Consider the following 19708-nt stretch of genomic DNA (forward strand, 5'->3'; position numbering starts at 1 on the left):
TTTGCGCCTGCTCGCGAGTGAAAGGTGACCGCTTACGGGTCGCGGGGCAGGCCGAGCAGGCGCTCGGCGATGATGTTGAGCTGCACCTCGCTGGTGCCGCCGTAGATCGTGGTGGCCCGGCTGAACAGCAGCCGCTCCGACCACTTGCCCGGCTCCTGCTCCTTGTCGCCGAGCGCGCCGTCGGTGCCGAACGAGGACACGCCGAACTCGGCGTAGCCCTGCCCGGTCTTCATCGACAGCAGCTTGGAGATCGCGGCCGCGGGCATCGGGTCGCCACCGGCCAACGTCAGCAGCGTCGAGCGCAGGTTGAGCACCTTGGCGGCGTACCCCTCGGCGATCAACTTGCCCGCGTGGTTCTGCTCGATCTGGTCGAACTGCCCGTCGCGGACGAACTCCACGAACTGGTCCAGGCTGGCCAGGAACGGCGGTTCGGCACTGCCGATGGAGACGCGCTCGTTGGTCAGCGTATTGCGGCTGACCTCCCAGCCGCGGTCCACCTCACCGAGCACCATCGAATCCGGGACGAAGACGTCGTCGATGAACACCGTGTTGAACATCGCGTCACCGGTCAGCTCGCGCAGCGGCTTCACCTCCACACCCTCGGACTTCATGTCCAGCAGGAAGTAGGTGATGCCGTTGTGCTTCGGAGCGTCCGCGTTGGTCCGCGCCAGCAACGCGCCCCACTGGGAGAACTGCGCGCCGGTGGTCCAGATCTTCTGGCCGGTGATGCGCCAACCGCCGTCGACCTTGGTGGCCTTGGTGGTCAGGCTGGCCAGGTCCGAACCGGCACCCGGCTCGGAAAACAGCTGGCACCAGATCATCTCGCCGCGGAACGTGGGCGGCAGGAACTGCTGCTGCTGTTCGTCGGTGCCGTAGGCGACGATGGACGGGATGATCCAGGCCGCGATGCCCATCTGCGGGCGGGCTACCCGGCCGGTGGAGAACTCCTGCGCGATGATGATCTGCTCGATCGGCGCGGCGTCGCGGCCCCACGGCTTGGGCAGGTGCGGTTGCACCCAGCCGCCCTCGGCGATCGCGGTGTTGCGCTCCTCGCGCGGAATCTCCTTGAGCGCGGCCACCTCTGCGCGGATCTCCGCGCGCAGCTTCTCGGTGTCGGGATCCAGGTCGATATCCAGCTTGCGTAGTCCGCCACTGGTGGAGGTATCCACGACCTGCTGCGGGTAATCGGCGGCCCGGCCGAAGCTCGCGGCCAGCACCAGCGCCCGGCGATAGTAGACGTTCGTATCGTGCTCCCAGGTGAAGCCGATACCGCCGTGCACCTGGATGCACTCCTGGGCGGTGTGCTGCACCGCGACCGGGGCCAGTGTGCCGGCCACTGCGGCGGCGAACTCGTACTTCGAATCCTCACCGCCACCGTGGAATTCGTCGAGAGCCCGGGCGGCATCCCACACCGCCGCGGTGGCCCGCTCTGTCTCGGCGATCATGCCCGCGCACTTGTGCTTGATGGCCTGGAACTGCCCGATGGGACGACCGAACTGCTCGCGGATCTTGGCGTACTCGGTGGCGGTGTCGGTGGCCCAGCGCGCCACGCCCACACATTCGGCCGACAGCAGCGTCGAGATCAACGCCCGGGCGTGCGCGCGGGTGAGATTGGACAGCACCCGGTCACCGGCGATCTCGACGGCGTTGACCCGGACATGGGCCACCGGACGCAGCGGGTCGAGGCTCTTGGTCTCCTCGATCTCGAGCGCGTCGGCGTCCAGGACGACCCATTCCTCGCTGCTGTCGATCGACACCGGCAGCACCAGCAACGACGCCTGCGCGGCGGCCGGGACGGCCCGCACCTCGCCGCGGATGACCAACTGCTCACCCTGACGGGTGGCGGTCAGGCTCGAATCGATGGCGTAGGCGGCGATGGTCTCCCCCGAGGCCAGGCCGGTCAGCAGCGGCGATTCGGCATCGTGGGCGGCGATCAGCGCACTGGCGATCGCGGACGGCACGAACGGGCCGGGCACCGCCCCGTAGCCGAACTCGGCGAGCGTGATGGCCAGCTCCAGGATGCCGAAGCCCTGTCCGTCGACCTTCTCGGACAGGTGCACACCCTGCAGGCCCTGCTCGGCGGCGGCCCGCCAGTAGGGCGGCGGATTGGAGATCGGCGTCTCCAGCGCCTCGTGCAGGACCTCGGACGGGGCCACCTTGGCCACCAGGGACCGGACCGAATCGGCCAGGTCGTTGTGTTCAGAGTTGATCGCGATGGGCACGCTTAACCTCCATGGGGGCAACTTCCCTAATAACCGGTCGGTTGGTATCCGAGGGTACCCCCGGGGTGATGGCTGTCACCCCCCCGCCCCTAGTTCACTTGGTTCACCACGTTGGCGAGGGGCAGACCGTCGCGGATCCGTCGGCAGTTGCCCAGGGCAAACTCCAGGTAGCGGCGCATGGTGTCGGCCGTGTACCAGGTCACATGCGGGCTCAACACCACGTTGTCCAGGTCCAGCAGCGGATTGTCGGACTCGACCGGTTCCACCGAGAACACGTCGAGACCGGCGGCGGCCATCCGCCCGCCGCGCAGTGCCTCGGCCAGGGCCTGCTCGTCGACGATCGGGCCGCGCGCGGTGTTGATCAGCACCGCATCGGGCTTCATCAGCGCCAGGGCGTCGCGGTCCAGCAGGTGGCGGGTGGCCTCGGTGAGCGGTAGGTGCAGCGACACGATGTCACTGGCGGCCAGCAGCGCGGGCAGCGGCCGCCAGCCCGGGTGGCCGTCGTCGCGGGTGCTGGTGTGCAGCACCTTCTCGGGCGGGGTGCCCATCGCGATGACGACGCGTTCGACCTGCTTGGCGATGTTGCCGTACCCGACGAGTCCGACGGTGCAGCCACCGACGTCGCGGACCGTCTCACCCAGGCTGGGGTCCGATGGCCAGCCCGTGCCGGTCCGGGTGGCACGGTCCAGCGCGGGCAACCGGCGCAGCGCGGCCAGCATCAACAACACGGTGCCCTCGGCCACCGACGGCGCATTCGCCCCGGGCATGTTGGCCACCGCGATACCGCGAGCCGTGGCGGTGGCCACGTCGATGGTGTTGACCCCCGCGCCCAGCTTGTGCACCAGCGTGCAGTTCGTTGCCCGCTCCAGGTCCGCGCCCGACAACGGGCGCAGCACATGCCAAATCACCTGGGCGTCGGGCAACTCGCGATAGAAGGTCTGGTCGTCATCCTCGGCGCACCACCGGATCTTCAGCCAATCCGCTTCCGGGGCAACGATGTTGAGCACCTTCTCACCGGGAGTGAAATGGGCCAGGACCTTTACCTCCAGCGCTTGGCTATCCACTGGGCAATGGTATCGGCCTGCTCGCTACGGGCGCCGGGCGTGGTGAAGTAGTGATCGGTGTCGATCGACACCAGGCCCTTGTCGGTCGAGGCCAGCGCATCGTGGATGCGCTGGGCGTCGGATGGGAAGACGCCGGTGTCCTGGTGGGCGTTGATGACCAGCGCCGGGCAGTCGATGAGGGCCAGGTGCGGCTCGGCGCGGGTCTGGGCGTGCCGCAGACTCCACATCCCGATCCAGTTGCGCAGCGTGCAGGCCGCGGCGATACCGCGCGCCGACCGGTTGGCCTTCACCGGCGGCCCGGCGTAGCAGAGGTTGGGCTGACGGTTGGTGGGCTCCAGGGCAGGATCGACCATGCGGGGGTCGGCCCAGGTGCGCAGGACCGCGAACGGACGATCCGAATACCCGGCCTTCTGCACTCTTTTCAGTTCGGCCTCGGCCCAGTCGGTGATGGCCTCGTTGCGGGCGACCTGCGCGGCGCGGTAGCGCTGCACGAAGTCCGGCGAGTACGGCGGGCCGTTGCCCTTGTCGAACAGATCGAGCGCGGGATCGGTTGCCACCGCGTCGTTCTCGTCGACGACGGCGGGGTCCATCCAGGCGGTCAGTACCTCCGGCCGGCCCGGGTGCGCCGCGCTGGCCACATAGCCGTCGGCGGGCAGCAGATCCGTCAGGCCGACGGCCGGGCGCATGCCGTCCAGCGGTGTGACGTGGTGATGGCGTGCCTGGGCCTGATAGGCCGACATCAGTGACCCGCCACCGGAATTGCCGAGTAGCACCACGGTTTCGATGTTCTGGACCTCGCGCAACCAGCGCACGCCGACGCCGATGTCGACCAGGGCGTGGTCGAGCAGGAAGCTGCTCTCGAACCCCCGGAAACGGGTGTTCCAGCCCAGGAAGCCGATACCGCGGGTGGCCAGATAATCGGCGAGATAATGTTCGGAGAAATCGATCTGATAGTGCGTGGCGATCACCGCGATCTTCGGTTTGCGCCCGACCCCGCGGTGATACAGCCCCTGGCAGGGATGCCCGCCGGCACCTGCGCGCCGGGCCGTGGGGGAGTCCATCGCAACGAACTCCCGGATCACCCCGGGCGGCGCGCTCTTGGAGGTCATGGCTGCGGTGTCCCCTCGTGATAGATGGTCCGGTGGAAGATGGCGGCCAGGGTGGCGATGCACTTCTCGTCATCGGCGGTCTGCGCCCCGGTGCCCGACAACTGGGTGTAGCAGAACTGGTTGAGCATGGACACCAACGCGACAGCGATCAGATGTGCGTCATCGCCTTTGCAGAAGCCCTGCTGCTGAGCCATTTTCACCATGCCGGTGATCAGGGTGATGGGCAGTTCGCAGATTTCGGACCAGTACTGCGCGAAATCCTCGTTGACCATTGCGAGCTGGGAGACGGCGATGATCTCGGCGAGGCGGTGCCGATAGGTGTTCCAGTGCGCGGCGGCCGCGGCATGGGCGCGGGCGGCATCGTCGAGTCCGGGTTCGGCCGCTGCCCGGGCGCGCTCGCGCGCCTCGTCCCGGAAGCGGACCGCCCATTCGCGGACCATCGCCTCCTTGGAGTCGTAATAGTTGTAGAACGACGCCGTGGAGCGACCGGCCTCGGCCGCGATATCGGCGATGGTGGTCGCCAGGATGCCCTTGCGCGCCACCACGATTCGTGCGGCGGCGTCGATGGCGGCCTGGGTCTGGCGACCACGCACGGTGGGTAGCTCGACTCGTGCGGTCACGCGGCCCGCCCCTCTGCGTCTCGTTGATCGAATCTGAATCTGATGTTAGATTCAGATTCGAGTCTGCGCCAGCGGTGCAGGTTTCGTCCCCGTCGTCGCGCTCACCCCGGGAGGGCCACATGATCAAGCCCGACAATCCGAATTCGGAGTTCACCCTGGGCGGTATCAACCATGTCGCGCTGGTGTGTTCGGACATGCAGCGCACGGTGGACTTCTACTCCGGCGTACTCGGTATGCCGTTGATCAAATCGCTGGACCTGCCCGGTGGGATGGGGCAGCATTTCTTCTTCGACGCCGGCAACGGTGACTGTGTGGCGTTCTTCTGGTTCACCGATGCCCCCGACGGCGTCCCCGGTGTCTCCGCGCCCATCGCCCTTCCGGGTCTCGGGGAGATCACCAGCGCGGTGTCCACCATGAACCACCTGGCCTTCCACGTGCCCGCCGAGAAGTTCGACGAGTACCGCGAGAAGCTCAAGGCCAAGGGAGTGCGGGTCGGACCGGTGCTCAACCACGACGACAGTGAATGGCAGGCCTCCAAAACCCTGCATCCCGGCGTCTATGTGCGGTCCTTCTATTTCCAGGATCCCGATGGCATCACACTCGAATTCGCTTGCTGGATCAAGGAATTCACCGACGCGGATACCACCACGGTGCCCAGGACGGCGGCCGACAGGAAGCCGCGCGCGGCAGTCTAGCCCCGGCGCGGGTCGGGGAAGCTGTCCAGCATCAGCGTCAGCAGATCGATCAGGTCCGTGCGCGACAGGTCGATCGCCCCGCCCAGCCAGGCGTTGATGGTCTGGCTCACCCCGCCGACCACGAAGTGCGCGATGGCGGCGACCTGTTCGGTGCCGGCGTCCGGCAACACCTCGTGGGCGTGCTGTGCGGCCAGCACGGCGAAAAAGCCACCCAGTTCGGCGCGCTTGCGGATCAGCACGGCATTGGTCAGCGTGGCGTCGAACAACAACCTGCCGACGCGGGCGTCCTCGCCGATGATCTGGACCAGATTGGTGATACCGGCCCGGTTCTGCGCGGCGGGTGCCACGGCGGCCACCGCGGCCTGGGTGGTGGCGGCTATCTCGCCGACCACCGAGTCGAATACATCCGCCACGAACTGGTCCTTGTCGGCGAAGGCCTCGTAGAAGTGCCGGGTCGCGACCCCCGCCTGCCGGCAGATCGCCCGGACCGTCAGGTCGTCGTCGCCGCCGAGCAGGTCCAATCCGGCGGCCAGGAACCGACGGCGACGATCGGCCTGCCGCTGTGGTGCCGCGACGCCTCGATAGGGCCGGACCTGGGACATGGGCCCATCTTGACACCCGTCGAAACCGCGGTGCAATATTGACCACCAATATCAGGAAACAGTTGTTCTCACTTTCCTAGGGGCAATCAATGGCGATCGTCGAACGGGCCATCAACGACACCACCTGTGCACCGGTGCCTGCGCAACGGCGTCGGCGCCGCCGGGGCGCCTCCGTTGCCGACGGTCTGATGGGCGTGGCACTGCTCGCCGGGCCGGCCAATGTGGTGATGCAGCTCGGCCGCCCCGGGGTCGCCTACGGCGTCATCGAGAGCAAGGTCGAAAGCGGCCGCATCGACCGCCACCCGGTCAAGCGCGCCCGCACCACGTTCACCTACCTGGCGGTCGCCGGGCGGGGAACCGACGAACAGAAGGCCGCCTTCCGGCGGGCGGTCAACAAGGCACACGCCCAGGTGCACTCGACCGAGCAGAGTCCGGTCAAGTACAACGCCTTCGACAAGGACCTGCAGCTCTGGGTGGCGGCCTGCCTGTACAAGGGATCGGTCGACATCCGACGGATCTTCGTCGGCGAGATCGACGACGAGACCGCCGACCAGCACTACCGCGACGGCATCACGCTGGCCACCACCCTGCAGGTCACCCCCGAGATGTGGCCGGCCGACCGGGCCGCGTTCGACAAATACTGGGAAGAGCAGCTGGACCAGATCCACATCGACGACACCGCGCGCGAATTCCTCTACCCGATCGCGGTGGGCCGGCTGCGCGGCGTGCGGCTGCCGGGCCGGCTGCAACAGTTGGCCGAGGACTGGGCGGGGCTGATCACCACCGGCTTCCTGCCCCAGCGCTTCCGCGACGAGATGCGCCTGCCATGGGATCCGCAGCGTCAGCGCCGGTTCGACCGTCTGATGGGTGTGCTGCGGCTGGCCAACAACATCGCGCCCAGCGCGGTGCGGCAATTCCCGTTCAATGTGTTGCTCAAGGATCTGGACTGGCGCATTCGCACCGGTCGACCGCTGGTCTGAGTTACCGTTCGCGCCGTTTGCTGCCGTCGGCATCGGCCCAGTACAGCTATCTCGCCGTACGCTGCGACTCTTCGCTGTCGCCCTTCCGCGCAGTGGTGATCGTCCTCACCGCGAAGGCGGGGGCGGACGTCTCGACAGGTTAGTTAATGCAATGCTAACTTCTGCGGAGTTAGCCTAGGCATACTTAAGGAGACGGCAGGGGGGCGAGCAGCTCCGTTGCGACGAACATATGGATACGGTCAGTAACTCGCTCGTCTCGAGCGCCGGGGGGATACGCGTCGACCGCGACGTCGTGAACAGGTTCGCCACCTGTTGCCGCTCGCTGGGCTTGTCGGTCAACGACCGACGGCGTCCCGCCGACCTCGCCGCGGCCCGCTCGGGATTCACCGAACTGACCCGTATCGCCCGAGAGCAGTGCGACGCCTGGATCGGGCTCGCCGCCGCAGGCGAGGGCACCGGCGACAACGCCGGCCGGGTCATCGGGACGATCTGGGGCACCCTGGGCACCTTCGGCACTCTGGCCCGCGAGGTCGACCTCGGCCCCGATGATCTGGGGTTCGTCTACGACACCGGGCTGTACCTGCAGTTCCGTGCCACCGGCCGCGACGATATCGCGCTGGCCTATGCCGCCACGCTCGGCGACAACGGCGACTTCGCCGCCGCCGACCGGCTGGTCGAGGATCTGATCACCCGCCGGCCCGCCTGGCTGCAGGCCCGCTGGCTGCGGGTCGCGCTGTATCACCGCAGCCGACGCTGGTCGGATGTCGTCCGCCTGCTGACCCCGATCGTCAACGATCCCAAGCTCGACGAGCACTACGCCCACGCCTCCCGGGTCACCCTCGGTGTCGCTCTGGCCCACCTGGGCATGTACGCCCCGGCGCTGTCGCACCTGGAGAATCCCGCCGGGCCGGTCCCGGTGGCCGCCGTCGACGGCGGCCTCGTCAAGGGGCTGTGCCTGCGCGCGCAGGGCGAGGACGACGAGTCCGAGGACGTGCTCGCCGAACTCTACGCGGCCAACCCGGAGCACGCCGGTATCGAAGAAGCGTTGCTGGACAAGTCTTTCGGACTGGAAACCACCACTGCCGCGCGCATCGAGGCGCGCAGCAACCCGTGGGATCCGGACACCGAACCCGGAGAATCCGACTTCGTCGATCCCGGAGCCAAGGAGCGCAAGGCCCACCTGCTGATCGAGGCCGAAGCCGAACTCGCCGAGTTCATCGGGCTGGAAGAGGTCAAATACCAGGTGGCCCGGCTGAAGAGCTCGGTCGCCATGTCGATCCGGCGTCAGGAGCGTGGGCTGGCCGTCGCCCAGCGCACCAACCACCTGGTCTTCGCCGGCCCACCCGGAACCGGTAAGACCACGATTGCCCGGGTGGTGGCAAAGATCTACTGCGGCCTGGGACTTCTGAAGAAGGAGACCGTCCGCGAGGTGCACCGTGCCGACCTGATCGGACAGCACATCGGCGAGACCGAGGCCAAGACCAACGCCATCATCGACAGCGCCCTGGACGGCGTGCTGTTCCTCGACGAGGCCTACGCCCTGGTGTCCACCGGCGCCAAGAACGACTTCGGGTTGGTCGCCATCGACACCCTGCTGGCCCGGATGGAGAACGACCGCGACCGGTTGGTCGTCATCGTCGCCGGATACCGCGCGGACCTGGATCGCTTCCTGGACACCAACGAGGGCCTGCGGTCCCGATTCACCCGCAGCATCGACTTCCCCTCCTACAGCGCACCGGAACTCGTCGAGATGGCGACCCGGATGGCAGAGAAGCGGGACAGCCTCTTCGAGACGGCGGCCCATGACGAGATGGAGGCGCTGTTCGCGCACCTGGCCGCCAGTTCCACCCCGGATGCCACCGGCACTGCCCGGCGCAGCCTGGACATCGCCGGCAACGGCCGATTCGTCCGCAACCTAGTCGAGCGTTCCGAGGAGGAACGCGAATACCGATTGGACCACTCCGATTCCGACGATTTCACCGATGAAGAACTGATGGCGATCACGGCCGAGGACGTCAGCCGATCGGCAGGCCCGCTGCTGCGTGGCCTCGGTCTCACGGTGCCGCAGGCGTCCGCATGAGCGAGCAGCCCGAAGAGCGCCGCGAATTCGCCTCGCGCACACCGGTCAACGAGAACCCCGACCGGGTCGCGTACCGTCGCGGTTTCGTGACCCGCCATCAGGTGTCGGGCTGGCGGTTCATGATGCGGCGCATCGCCTCCGGGGTGGCTCTGCACGACACGCGGATGCTGGTGGACCCACTACGGACCCAGAACCGGGCGGTCCTCGTCGGCGCCCTGGTCTCGATCACCGTGGTCGCCGGCTGCTTCGTCTTCTCCCTGATCCGGCCCGGTGGCGACGCCGGCAGCGCCACCATCCTCGCCGACCGCGAGACCTCGGCACTCTACGTCCGTATCGGTGACGTCGTGCACCCGGCGCTGAACCTCACCTCCGCGCGACTGATCGCCGGACAGGCCGAGAACCCGACCACGGTCAAGAGCAGCGAGATCGACCGATTCGCCCGTGGCAACCTCATCGGTATCCCGGGTGCTCCGGAACGCATGGTGCAGAACACTTCTCGGGACGCGAACTGGACCGTCTGCGACGCGGTGTCCGGCGACACAGCCGGTGTCACGCTGATCGCGGGCACGCCCGATCAGCAGGGCGAACGGGCGGCGGCACTGCCGGCCGACCGTGCCGTGCTGGTGCAGAACGTCGGCGGCGTGCACTCGGGGACCTGGCTGCTGTGGGACGGCAAGCGCAGCCCCATCGATCTGGGCAACCGCGCCGTCACCGCCGCGCTAGGCCTGGGCACCGACATCGCGGCACCCCGCGTGATCGCCCCGGGCCTGTTCAACGCCATCCCGGAATCTGCGCCGCTGGTCGCACCGGCCCTGCCCGGTGCCGGAGCGCCACCGCAATTCGAGCTGCCGGTGCCCGCACCGGTCGGAGCGGTCGTCGCGGCGTTCGAGGCCGACAACACCATCCGCTACTACGTCGTGCAGATCGACGGTCTGCAACCGGTGTCACCGGTGCTGGCGTCGATCATGCGCAACACCAACTCGTTCGGGCTGCAGCAGCCCCCGCGCCTCGGTGCCGACGAGATCGCCAGACTGCCGGTTGCGGGCGGAATCGACACCGCCGCCTACCCGGTCGATGAGGTGACGCTGGTCGATGCCGCCGCGGCGCCGGTCGCCTGCGCCTACTGGTCCAAGCCCGCCGACGCCACCGCGGGCCGGTTGAGCCTGCTCTCCGGCGCCGCGCTGCCGCTTCCCGAGGGACTGCGCACCGTGGACCTGGTCGGGTCCGGCGGGGCCGCGACCGCCGAGCGGGTCGCACTCACCCCGGGCAGCGGGTACTTCGTCCAGTCCGTCGGCTCCGATGCCGGCGCACCACCGGCCGGTTCGGCCTTCTGGGTCAGCGACACCGGCGTGCGGTACGGGGTCGACACCGCCACCGATACCAAAGCCGTTGATGCGCTGGGCCTGACACCGCCCCCGCTGGCCATTCCGTGGTCGGTGCTCACCCAGTTCGCTCCCGGTCCGACGCTGTCGCGGGCCGATGCGCTGGTGGCGCACGACGCCGTGGGATCCGTGGCCGCCGGCACCGAGGGAGGCAACTAGTCATGAGCCGCTTGATCTTCGAGGCTCGCCGCCGGCTGCCCATCCCGGAGGCCCGCAAGGGCACCATCACCATCGAGGCGCCACCGTCGCTGCCCCGACTGGTGCCGCCGTCGCTGCTGCGCCGGGTCCTGCCCTATCTGATCGTCATCCTGATCGTCGGGATGATCGTCGCGCTGTTCGCCACCGGTATGCGGATGATCTCGCCGACCATGCTGTTCTTCCCGTTCGTCCTGCTGCTGGCCGCGACCGCGCTGTACCGCGGTTCGGACAACAAGCTGCGTACCGAGGAGGTCGACGCCGAGCGCGCCGACTACCTGCGCTACCTGTCGGTGGTCCGGGACAACGTCCGCGCGCAGGCCGCCGACCAGCGTGCCGCGCTGGAATGGTCACACCCCGAACCGGATTCGCTTTCCGCGGTACCCGGTACCCGCAGGCAATGGGAGCGCGACCCGCACGACCCCGACTTCCTGGTGGTGCGCACCGGCCTGGCCGATGTACCGCTGAACACCGCGCTTCGGGTCAAGGACGCCGCCGACGAGATCGACCTGGAACCGGTGGCGCACACCACCCTGCGCGGACTGCTCGACGTACACCGCACGGTGCGCAACGCACCGACCGGAATCGACCTCGGCAAGGTCTCGCGCGTGACGGTGTTCGGTGCACCCGACGAGGTGCGCGATGCCGTGCGCGCCTGGGTCGCGCAGGCCGTCACCTGGCACGATCCGGCGGTGCTGGGAGTGGCGCTGGCGACCCCCGATCTGGAAGCGGCGGACTGGTCCTGGCTGAAGTGGCTGCCGCACACCGATGTACCGGGCCGCGTCGACGGCGTCGGGCCCGCCCGCTACCTGGCCACGAGTGTCGACGGACTGCGTGCGCTGCTCAACCCGGTGCTCGATGAGCGCGACGCCTTCGGCGGCAGCGCGCTGGAGGCGGGCAAGCACCTGCTGGTGCTCGTCGACGATGACGACGTCGATGCCGACGCCGTGGTGGGCCGGGCCGGTGTCGCGGGCGTGACGGTGATCGTCCGGTCCGCCAAAGAACCGCACCGCGAACAGTATTCCGATCCCGAACGCCCCATCCTCAAGGTCGCCGGTGGCCGCATCGAGCGCTGGCAGACCGGCGGCTGGCAGCCCTATGTCGACACCGCGGACACCTTCTCGGCCGGGCAGGCGGCCCACCTGGCCCGCCGCCTGGCCCGCTGGGACACCAACCCCGAACAATCGCGCACGGCTGCCACCGGATCCTCCACGTTCACCACACTGTTCGGCATCTCGGACGCTTCGGCACTCGATGTCGCGAGCCTGTGGGCACCCCGGCACCGCGACGAGGAACTGCGGGTCCCCATCGGTGTGACCGCCACCGGCGAACCGCTGATCTTCGATCTCAAGGACGAGGCCGAGGGCGGTATGGGGCCGCACGGGCTGATGATCGGTATGACCGGGTCCGGCAAGTCGCAGACCCTGATGTCGATCCTGCTGTCGCTGCTGACCACCCATTCGGCGGACCGGTTGATCGTCATCTACGCCGACTTCAAGGGTGAGGCGGGGGCGGACATCTTCCGCAATTTCCCGCAGGTGGTGGCCGTCATCTCCAACATGGCCGAGAAGCGTTCGTTGGCAGACCGTTTCGCCGACACGCTGCGCGGCGAGGTCGCCCGTCGTGAGCAACTGCTGCTCGAAGCCGGCCGCCGCGTCCAGAACAGTGCGTTCAACTCGGTCACCGAGTACGAGGCCGCGATCGCCGCGGGCCATGACCTGCCGCCGATCCCGACGCTGTTCGTGGTGGCCGACGAGTTCACCCTGATGCTGGCCGACCATCCCGAGTACGCCGAACTGTTCGACTACGTGGCGCGTAAGGGTCGTTCGTTCCGGATCCACATCCTGTTCGCCTCGCAGACGCTGGATGTGGGCCGCATCAAGGACATCGACAAGAACACCTCCTACCGGATCGGCCTGAAGGTCGCCAGCCCGTCGATCAGCCGGCAGATCATCGGCTCCGAGGACGCCTTCCAGATCGAGTCCGGCCGCGAACACAAGGGCGAGGGCTTCCTGGTGCCCGCACCCGGTGCAAACCCGATCAAGTTCCGCAGCACCTACGTCGACGGCATCTACGATCCACCGCGCAGCAGCCACTCCGTGGTGGTGCACTCGGTGCCCGAACCGCAGCTGTTCACCGCGGGCTGGGTGGAGCCGGCGCCCGACACCGTCATCGTCAGCGGTGCGGTCGACGATGTCCCCCCGCCGCGCAAGCTCATCACCACGATCGGCGAGCAGCTGGCCAACTATGGCCCCAAGGCGCCGCAGCTGTGGCTGCCGCCGCTGGAGGAGGCCATTCCGCTGGCGGATCTGCTGGCGCGCACCGAGATCGCAGACGGCCGATGGCAGTGGCCGCTGGGCGAGATCGACAAGCCTTTCGAGATGCGTCGCGACCCACTGGTCTTCGACGCCGCCGGCGCCGCAGGCAATCTGCTGATCCACGGCGGTCCACGTTCAGGCAAGTCGACGGCGCTGCAGACATTCATGCTGTCGGCCGCCGCACTGCACGCACCCGGTGACGTCAGCTTCTACTGCCTGGACTACGGCGGCGGCCAGTTGGCACCGATGGCCGAGCTGGCCCACGTCGGGACGGTCGCCACCGCACTGCAACCCGACCTGATCCGGCGCACCTTCGCCGAGCTCGAGCAGCTGCTGCGGTCCCGACAGGAGCGCGGCTCGGCGGCAGGTGGCGCCGGTCGGTACAGCGACGGTTACGGCGAGGTCTTCCTGGTGATCGACAACCTCTATGCGTTCAGCCGGGACAACACCGACACCTTCAACACCCGCAATCCGCTGCTGGCCCGGGTCACCGAACTGGCCAATGCCGGTCTGGCGTACGGCATCCACGTCGTGATCACCACGCCGAACTGGCTGGAGGTTCCGCTGGCCATGCGGGACGGTCTGGGTCTGCGGTTGGAGCTCAAGCTCAGCGACTCGCACGACAGCAACGTCCGGGTGGTCGGTGCACTGCACCGGCCGGCCGACGGGGTGCCTGCCGACCAGCCCGGCCGCGGCCTCACCATGGCCGCCGAGCACTTCCTGTTCGCCGCACCGGATCTGCGTGACATCGCCGTGCTGAACGCGCGCCACGCGGGCCTGCATGCCCCGGCCGTACGGTTGTTGCCCACGCAGCTGCCGCCGACGGCACTAGGGACCCTGTACCTCGGGGCCGAGCAGGTGGTCATCGGTCAGCGCGAGGAGGATCTGCGTCCGGTCGCCATCGACTTCGCGCGCCACCCGCTGATGATGGTCTTCGGTGATTCCCGGTCCGGTAAGACGACGCTGCTGCGGCATCTGATCCGCACCATCCGGGACAACTCGAACGAGCAGGACGTCGCGTTCACGGTCATCGACCGGCGGTTGCATCTGGTGGACGAACCGCTGTTCCCGGACAACGAGTACACCCCGAACATCGACCGCGTCACCCCGGCCATGCTGGGCCTGTCGGGACTGCTCGAAAAGCGGCGCCCGCCGGCTGGTTTGGGTGCCGAGGAGTTGCGGCGGTGGTCCTTCCGCGCCGGTGGGGGCGGCCAGGCGCACTACCTGATCATCGACGACGTCGACCAGATCCCGGACGGCCCGGCCGTCAGCGGCCCGTACGCCGGGCAGCGGCCCTGGACACCGCTGCTCGGTCTGCTGGCCGAGGCAGGCGATCTGGGGCTGCGGGTCATCGTCACCGCCAGGGCCAGTGGCTCGGCGCACGCCGTGATGACGGCGCCCTTGCTGCGCCGACTCAACGACCTGCAGGCGACTACCGTGATGCTGTCGGGCAGTCCGACCGACGGCGGGAAACTCCGCGGTGTGCGGTTCAGCAGGCTGCCCGCGGGCCGGGCCATGCTGCTCGGTGACAGCGAAGAGGCGACATACGTGCAATTGGTGAATCCGCTCGTCCCCGAACGGATCGCACCGGCAGGTTCGAACGGAAAGGAATACAGCTGATGACGCTGCGTGTGGTTCCCGAAGGACTGACCGCCGCGGGTGCGGCGGTGGAATCGCTGACCGCGCGGTTGGCCGCCGCGCACGCCGCGGCCGCGCCACTGGTCAACGCCGTGGTGCCGCCGGCCGCCGACCCGGTCTCGTTGCAGACCGCCGCCGGTTTCAGCGCGCACGGCAACGAGCACAGTGCCGTGGCGGCGCTGGCGATCGAGGAGTTGGGCCGCGCCGGCCTGGGTGTCGCGCAGTCCGGTGCCAGCTATGCGGCCGGTGACGCGCTGGCCGCGTCGAGCTACCTGATCGCCCGCGGCGGCTGAGATGACCGCTCCCATCTGGATGGCCCTGCCACCCGAGGTGCATTCGGCGCTGCTCAGCGGCGGCCCGGGCCCCGGGTCGCTGCTGGCCGCCGCGGGAGCCTGGCAGTCGCTGAGCACCGAGTACGCCGCCGCCGCCGCCGAACTGACCGCGACCCTGGGTGCCGTGGCCGCCGGGGTGTGGGAGGGTCCGAGTGCCGAGCAGTACGTGGCCACCCACCAGCCCTACCTGGCCTGGCTGGCGCAGGCCAGCGTCAACAGCGCGGTGGCCGGTGCCCAGCATCAGACCGCGGCGGCTGCCTACACCACCGCGCTGGCCACCATGCCGACACTGGCCGAACTGGCCGCCAACCACGTCATGCACGGCGTGCTGCTGGCAACGAACTTCTTCGGTATCAACACCATTCCGATCGCGGTCAACGAGGCCGACTACGTCCGGATGTGGATTCAGGCCGCCACCGTGATGAGCACCTATCAGGCGGTGTCGGCGGCAACGGTGGCCGCCACGCCGGCCACCTCGCCCGCACCGCTGTTGCTGGCGCCCGGTGTCGGCGAGGCCGGTGCCCTCGCGGCCAACGGCACGCAGCTGGCCGCCCAGGCGCAGGCGACGAATTCTGCTTCGGCGCTGACCAATTCGAACATCATCACGCAGTTCCTGGAGCAGTACATCAAGTCACTGCCCGGTGGTGATCTGATCCTGGAGTTCTTCTCCGACCCGGTCGGCATCCTGCGCCAGATGTTCATCGACTTCCTCACCAACCCGTCCGCGGCGCTGGTCACCTGGGGTCCGATGCTGTTCGCGCTGGCGTACCAGGCGATCCTGCAACCGGTCGGCTGGGGCACCTGGATCGGTGCGGCACTGGCGCCGTTCCTGCTGCCGCTGCTGTCCCTCGGCCTGGTGGCACTGGCCTTCCTGGCGCTGATCCCGAAGTTCACCGATCTACCTCCGCTGGTGCTCAGCGATCCGGTCGCCCCTGCTGCACAACGGGAGCCGAGTCTGCCGCTGGCGAGCATCGCGCCGGCCGGCACCCCGACGGCAGCGCCCGCGGCACCGGCCGCCCCGGCCACCGCGCCCGCGACCGCACCGGCGGCTGCCCCGGCCGCGGCCGCCCCGGCGATCGCCTACGCGGTGGCGGGCGGGCACCCCGGGGGCGGTTTCAGTCCGACGGTGCGCGACGGCACCCAGGCCAAGGCGCCCGCCTCGGGCTCGGCTGCCGCGGTCGGGTCGGCCGCCGCGCTGTCGGCCGCCGAGCGACGAAAAAGGCGGCGCAAGAAGGGCGGGGAGATCAAGGACCGGGCGTACGCCGACGAGTTCATGGACTACGACGAGGGCCCCGAACCGCCGCAGCCGCGGCCCGAGCCGACGACGCGCGCGTCCGAGCGCGGCGCCGGCCCGATGGGCTTCACCGGTGCGGTGACCGGCGAGCAGCGCACCGCCGCCGGCCTCACCGAACTGGCCGAGAACTCCTTCGGCGGCGGCCCCACCAATCCGATGCTGCCCGGATCCTGGAGTCCGGATAATCCGCCCACACCGGAAGGGGGCACACCGCGCTGAGAGCCCCCGCCCGCACCGACTGACCGACGACACGACAACTTTTGAGATCCACAGATCCGGAGGAACTTTTCATGAGCATGCTCGACGCGCACATCCCGCAGCTGGTCGCCTCGGAGTCGGCGTTCGCCGCCAAGGCCGCCCTGATGCGCAGCACCATCACTCAGGCCGAGGGCGCCGCGCAGGCCTCGCAGGCATTCCACATGGGTGAGTCCGCCGCGGCGTTCCAGGCTGCGCACGCCCGTTTCATCGAGGTGTCGGCACGGGTCAACGCGCTGCTGGACATCGCCCAGGCCAACCTGGCCGACGCCGCCGGAACCTACGTCGCGCAGGACGCGGCCGCCGCCGGTACCTACACCGGCATCTGATCACCGCAGCCGACAAGGAGAATCCGAATGTCTCAGATCATGTACAACTACCCGGCCATGCTGGGTCTGTCCGCCGAGATGAACGGCTACGCGGGAGCCTTGAACACCGTCGGTGCGGACATCGCCGCCGAGCAGGCCGCTCTGGCCGGTGCCTGGCAGGGTGACACCGGCATGACCTATCAGGCCTGGCAAGCTCAGTGGAACGCCAGTCTGGCGGAGTTGGTGCGCGCCTACCAGGCGATGGCCAGCACGCACGAGAGCAACACCATTGCAATGAACGCCCGGGACCGGGCAGAAGGCGCCAAATGGGGATAGATGGCTGCTAATGCGGTCGAGCTGACCGTCGAGCAGGCCTGGTTCATCGCGGACGCTGTCGGCAGCGGCTCGTTCCCGTGGGTGCTGGCGATCACGCCGCCCTACAGCGAGCCGGCGGCGGCCGGACCCTTCGCGGCCGAGCGGGTTGCCGAGCTGACCGCGCTGGGGGTGATGTCCGGTGCGGGTGCGCTCGATCCCGCTGTCGTGCAATGGATCCGGCAGAGCTGCCAGGCGCGGCAATGGCTGGAGATGCGCATCGTGTCCGCGGGCGGTGACATGCTGCGCGGTGTCGTCGCCCGCCGGGACGGCAGCACCGTGGTCGCGTTGCGCAGCGGCGGACTGGTGACCTTCACCGCGATGGACATCCCGGCCGCGCGTGACCTGGTGCCGGTCCTGGTCGCCGGCCTGGCGGGCCGGCGACCGGCCGACTTCGACGATTTCACCGTACCCGTCCGAGCCGGCGTCCGCGCCGACGAGAAACTGAGAGCCGGCGCCGACGTGACCGAAGTGCTTGAGTACCTGGGGATTCCGTCCTCGGCTCGGCCGGTGGTCGAGGCCGTGTTCACGGGCCGGCGTAGTTACGTCGAGATCGTGGCCGGCGAGCACCGCGATGGCCACCGGGTCAGCACCGAGGTCGGCCTCAGCGTGCTGGACTGCGCGGCCGGCCGCATCCTGATCAGCCCCTCGAAGGCCTTCGACGGGGAGTGGGTGTCCACCTTCGCCCCCGGAACCGCGGCGGCCATCGCCGGTGCCGTCGACAGCCTGCTGGCCACCCTGCCGGCGGGTTCGTGGTTCACCCCCCGCACGCACAACCGAGATTTCGACCAGAGAACGGAAAACCGATGCCCGACAACACTGTGATGCCGATCGTGCGGGTGGCCGTGCTGGCCGCCACGGGCGGAGCCGGCGGCTCCGACTCGCCGGGGCGACTCACCGAGCTGGCCCTCCCGGCCGAGTTGCCGCTGCGCGAGATCATCCCGGCGGTCCAGCGCACCGTGCTGCGCGTCGGCGACTCCGCCGATGCCACGCCGACCCGGCTCAGCCTCGCTCCGATCGGGGGCGCACCGTTCAGTCTGGACGCCACCCTGGACACGGTCGGCGTCGTCGACGGCGATCTGCTGGCGTTGCAGGAGATTCCGGCCGGCCCCGCCGCGCCGCGCATCATCGAGGACATCGCCGACGCCGCGGTGATCTTCTCGGCCGCGCGGGAACGGCCCTGGGGGCACACCCACATCCAGCGCGCCGCCGCCATCGCCGGGATCGCGCTCGTGCTGCTGGGCACCGCGCTGGCCGCCACGGTGCGGTTGGTCACCGGAGGATCGGCCGGGCTGTTCGCCGTCGCCGGGCTGGCCGCCGTCACGGTGGTCGCGTCGTTCGCCGCACGCGTGCGCCACCCCGGACTCGGCACGGCGCTGGCCCTGACCGCGCTGGCCCCCATCGCCGCGGCCTTCGGGCTGGCGGTGCCCGGTGATACCGGTGCCGCCCAGGTGCTGCTGGCCGCCGCCGGTGTCGCCGCCTGGTCGGTGATCAGCATCGTGGTGTTCGAACGCGCCATCGCGGCCTTCACCGCGGCCACCGTGTTGGGCGTCGGAGTGCTGCTCTTCGCGGTGCTGGCCACCGTCTGGGACATGACCGGGGTGCGGACCGGCACCGGCCTGATCATCTTCGCCCTGCTGATCACCGTGCAGGCCGCGCGGCTCTCGGCATTGTGGGCCCGGCTGCCCGTGCCCGTCATCCCGGCACCCGGCGATCCCACCCCGTCGGCCCAACCGGTGCGCGTCCTGGAGGACCTGCCGCGCCGCATCCGGGTCACCGACGCACATCAGACCGGTTTCCTGGCCGCGGGTGTGCTGCTGTCGGTGACCGGATCGCTGATCCTGGCCGGCGCGGAGTCGGTGTCGCCGTGGGCGTGGGTGCTGGTGGTGGTTGCCGCGCTGGGTACCACGCTGCGGGCCCGGGTGTGGGATTCCACGCCGTGCAAGGCGTGGCTGCTGAGCCAGTCGTTCCTGCTGCCCGCCGGGCTGCTGGTGGTGTTCGTCGCGACCGACCGCTACGCGGCGGCGTGGTGGGCACTGGGTGCGCTGGTGGCCGTGGTGGCGTTCTGGATCGTCGCCGCGCTGAACCCGCGGGTGGCCGCGCCGGACACCTACTCGCTGCCGGTGCGCCGGTTGTTCGGCTTCGCAGCCGCTGCGCTGGACGCATCGGTGATCCCGGTGGCCGCCTACCTGCTGGGGCTGTTCGAATGGGTCCTGAACCGATGACGTGTGATTTCGGTGAG

At 69.1% G+C, this 19708-nt stretch carries 16 protein-coding genes; 11 read left to right on the top strand and 5 right to left on the bottom strand.

Annotated features, from left to right (window positions below):
* Positions 1–32 precede the first annotated feature (32 nt).
* The 4 genes from BST17_RS06835 to BST17_RS06850 all read right to left on the bottom strand — a co-directional run bounded on the left by BST17_RS06835 (position 33) and on the right by BST17_RS06850 (position 5015).
* Positions 33–2222 (bottom strand): acyl-CoA dehydrogenase family protein, encoded by a 2190-nt coding sequence (locus BST17_RS06835; RefSeq protein WP_083056429.1) that lies wholly within the window; start codon positions 2220–2222, stop codon positions 33–35.
* An 89-nt stretch (positions 2223–2311) separates the two neighbouring features.
* Positions 2312–3286, bottom strand: coding sequence for a 2-hydroxyacid dehydrogenase (locus BST17_RS06840; RefSeq protein WP_234807564.1), 975 nt, complete (start codon positions 3284–3286; stop codon positions 2312–2314).
* Positions 3262–4395: an alpha/beta hydrolase gene (locus BST17_RS06845; protein ID WP_083056431.1), complete on the bottom strand. Its 1134-nt coding sequence runs from the start codon at positions 4393–4395 to the stop codon at positions 3262–3264. Before BST17_RS06845 ends, BST17_RS06840 begins: the two co-directional genes overlap by 25 nt.
* Positions 4392–5015, bottom strand: coding sequence for a TetR/AcrR family transcriptional regulator (locus BST17_RS06850; protein WP_083056433.1), 624 nt, complete (start codon positions 5013–5015; stop codon positions 4392–4394). Before BST17_RS06850 ends, BST17_RS06845 begins: the two co-directional genes overlap by 4 nt.
* A gap of 119 nt (positions 5016–5134) precedes the next feature.
* On the opposite strand from BST17_RS06850, the gene BST17_RS06855 reads away from it, so the two are divergent.
* Positions 5135–5710: a VOC family protein gene (locus BST17_RS06855; RefSeq protein WP_083056434.1), complete on the top strand. Its 576-nt coding sequence runs from the start codon at positions 5135–5137 to the stop codon at positions 5708–5710.
* Here BST17_RS06855 and BST17_RS06860 read toward each other — a convergent pair.
* Positions 5707–6312: a TetR/AcrR family transcriptional regulator gene (locus BST17_RS06860; protein WP_083056436.1), complete on the bottom strand. Its 606-nt coding sequence runs from the start codon at positions 6310–6312 to the stop codon at positions 5707–5709. The two genes, BST17_RS06855 and BST17_RS06860, sit on opposite strands and share 4 nt — an antisense overlap.
* A gap of 89 nt (positions 6313–6401) precedes the next feature.
* On the opposite strand from BST17_RS06860, the gene BST17_RS06865 reads away from it, so the two are divergent.
* The 10 genes from BST17_RS06865 to eccD all read left to right on the top strand — a co-directional run bounded on the left by BST17_RS06865 (position 6402) and on the right by eccD (position 19691).
* A complete protein-coding gene (locus BST17_RS06865) occupies positions 6402–7292 on the top strand; it encodes an oxygenase MpaB family protein (protein WP_083056438.1) in 891 nt (296 codons plus the stop codon).
* Between the two features lie 229 nt (positions 7293–7521).
* Positions 7522–9372, top strand: coding sequence for a type VII secretion AAA-ATPase EccA (eccA, locus tag BST17_RS06870; RefSeq protein ID WP_083056440.1), 1851 nt, complete (start codon positions 7522–7524; stop codon positions 9370–9372).
* On the top strand, positions 9369–10913 hold the full coding sequence (gene eccB / locus BST17_RS06875) for a type VII secretion protein EccB (protein ID WP_083056442.1): 1545 nt from the start codon (positions 9369–9371) through the stop codon (positions 10911–10913). Before eccA ends, eccB begins: the two co-directional genes overlap by 4 nt.
* Positions 10914–10915: 2 nt before the next feature.
* Positions 10916–14887: a type VII secretion protein EccCa gene (eccCa, locus tag BST17_RS06880; protein ID WP_083056444.1), complete on the top strand. Its 3972-nt coding sequence runs from the start codon at positions 10916–10918 to the stop codon at positions 14885–14887.
* Positions 14887–15198 (top strand): PE family protein, encoded by a 312-nt coding sequence (locus tag BST17_RS06885; protein WP_083056446.1) that lies wholly within the window; start codon positions 14887–14889, stop codon positions 15196–15198. Before eccCa ends, BST17_RS06885 begins: the two co-directional genes overlap by 1 nt.
* Position 15199: 1 nt before the next feature.
* Positions 15200–16750 carry a PPE family protein gene (locus BST17_RS06890; protein WP_083056448.1) on the top strand — a complete coding sequence of 517 codons (1551 nt, stop codon included), beginning with the start codon at positions 15200–15202 and terminating at the stop codon, positions 16748–16750.
* Positions 16751–16821: 71 nt separating this feature from the next.
* Positions 16822–17115 carry a type VII secretion protein EsxS gene (locus tag BST17_RS06895; RefSeq protein ID WP_083056450.1) on the top strand — a complete coding sequence of 98 codons (294 nt, stop codon included), beginning with the start codon at positions 16822–16824 and terminating at the stop codon, positions 17113–17115.
* Between the two features lie 27 nt (positions 17116–17142).
* Positions 17143–17430 (top strand): WXG100 family type VII secretion target, encoded by a 288-nt coding sequence (locus tag BST17_RS06900; protein WP_083056452.1) that lies wholly within the window; start codon positions 17143–17145, stop codon positions 17428–17430.
* Positions 17431–18291, top strand: coding sequence for an ESX secretion-associated protein EspG (locus BST17_RS06905; protein WP_083056454.1), 861 nt, complete (start codon positions 17431–17433; stop codon positions 18289–18291).
* Complete coding sequence (eccD, locus tag BST17_RS06910; RefSeq protein WP_083056456.1) at positions 18273–19691, top strand: type VII secretion integral membrane protein EccD; 1419 nt, start codon at positions 18273–18275, stop codon at positions 19689–19691. Before BST17_RS06905 ends, eccD begins: the two co-directional genes overlap by 19 nt.
* The last annotated feature ends 17 nt before the right edge of the window (positions 19692–19708 follow it).

Origin of the sequence: Mycolicibacterium bacteremicum, assembly GCF_002086115.1 — a bacterium.
In the GTDB taxonomy this organism is placed as follows: domain Bacteria; phylum Actinomycetota; class Actinomycetes; order Mycobacteriales; family Mycobacteriaceae; genus Mycobacterium; species Mycobacterium bacteremicum.

Coding starts and splice junctions, on each gene's coding strand:
- BST17_RS06845 (WP_083056431.1), bottom strand. CDS start 4,395: ATGACCTCCAAGAGCGCGCCGCCCGGGGTGATCCGGGAGTTCGTTGCG.
- BST17_RS06855 (WP_083056434.1), top strand. CDS start 5,135: ATGATCAAGCCCGACAATCCGAATTCGGAGTTCACCCTGGGCGGTATC.
- BST17_RS06860 (WP_083056436.1), bottom strand. CDS start 6,312: ATGTCCCAGGTCCGGCCCTATCGAGGCGTCGCGGCACCACAGCGGCAG.
- BST17_RS06865 (WP_083056438.1), top strand. CDS start 6,402: ATGGCGATCGTCGAACGGGCCATCAACGACACCACCTGTGCACCGGTG.
- eccA (WP_083056440.1), top strand. CDS start 7,522: ATGGATACGGTCAGTAACTCGCTCGTCTCGAGCGCCGGGGGGATACGC.
- eccB (WP_083056442.1), top strand. CDS start 9,369: ATGAGCGAGCAGCCCGAAGAGCGCCGCGAATTCGCCTCGCGCACACCG.
- eccCa (WP_083056444.1), top strand. CDS start 10,916: ATGAGCCGCTTGATCTTCGAGGCTCGCCGCCGGCTGCCCATCCCGGAG.
- BST17_RS06885 (WP_083056446.1), top strand. CDS start 14,887: ATGACGCTGCGTGTGGTTCCCGAAGGACTGACCGCCGCGGGTGCGGCG.
- BST17_RS06890 (WP_083056448.1), top strand. CDS start 15,200: ATGACCGCTCCCATCTGGATGGCCCTGCCACCCGAGGTGCATTCGGCG.
- BST17_RS06895 (WP_083056450.1), top strand. CDS start 16,822: ATGAGCATGCTCGACGCGCACATCCCGCAGCTGGTCGCCTCGGAGTCG.
- BST17_RS06900 (WP_083056452.1), top strand. CDS start 17,143: ATGTCTCAGATCATGTACAACTACCCGGCCATGCTGGGTCTGTCCGCC.
- BST17_RS06905 (WP_083056454.1), top strand. CDS start 17,431: ATGGCTGCTAATGCGGTCGAGCTGACCGTCGAGCAGGCCTGGTTCATC.
- eccD (WP_083056456.1), top strand. CDS start 18,273: ATGCCCGACAACACTGTGATGCCGATCGTGCGGGTGGCCGTGCTGGCC.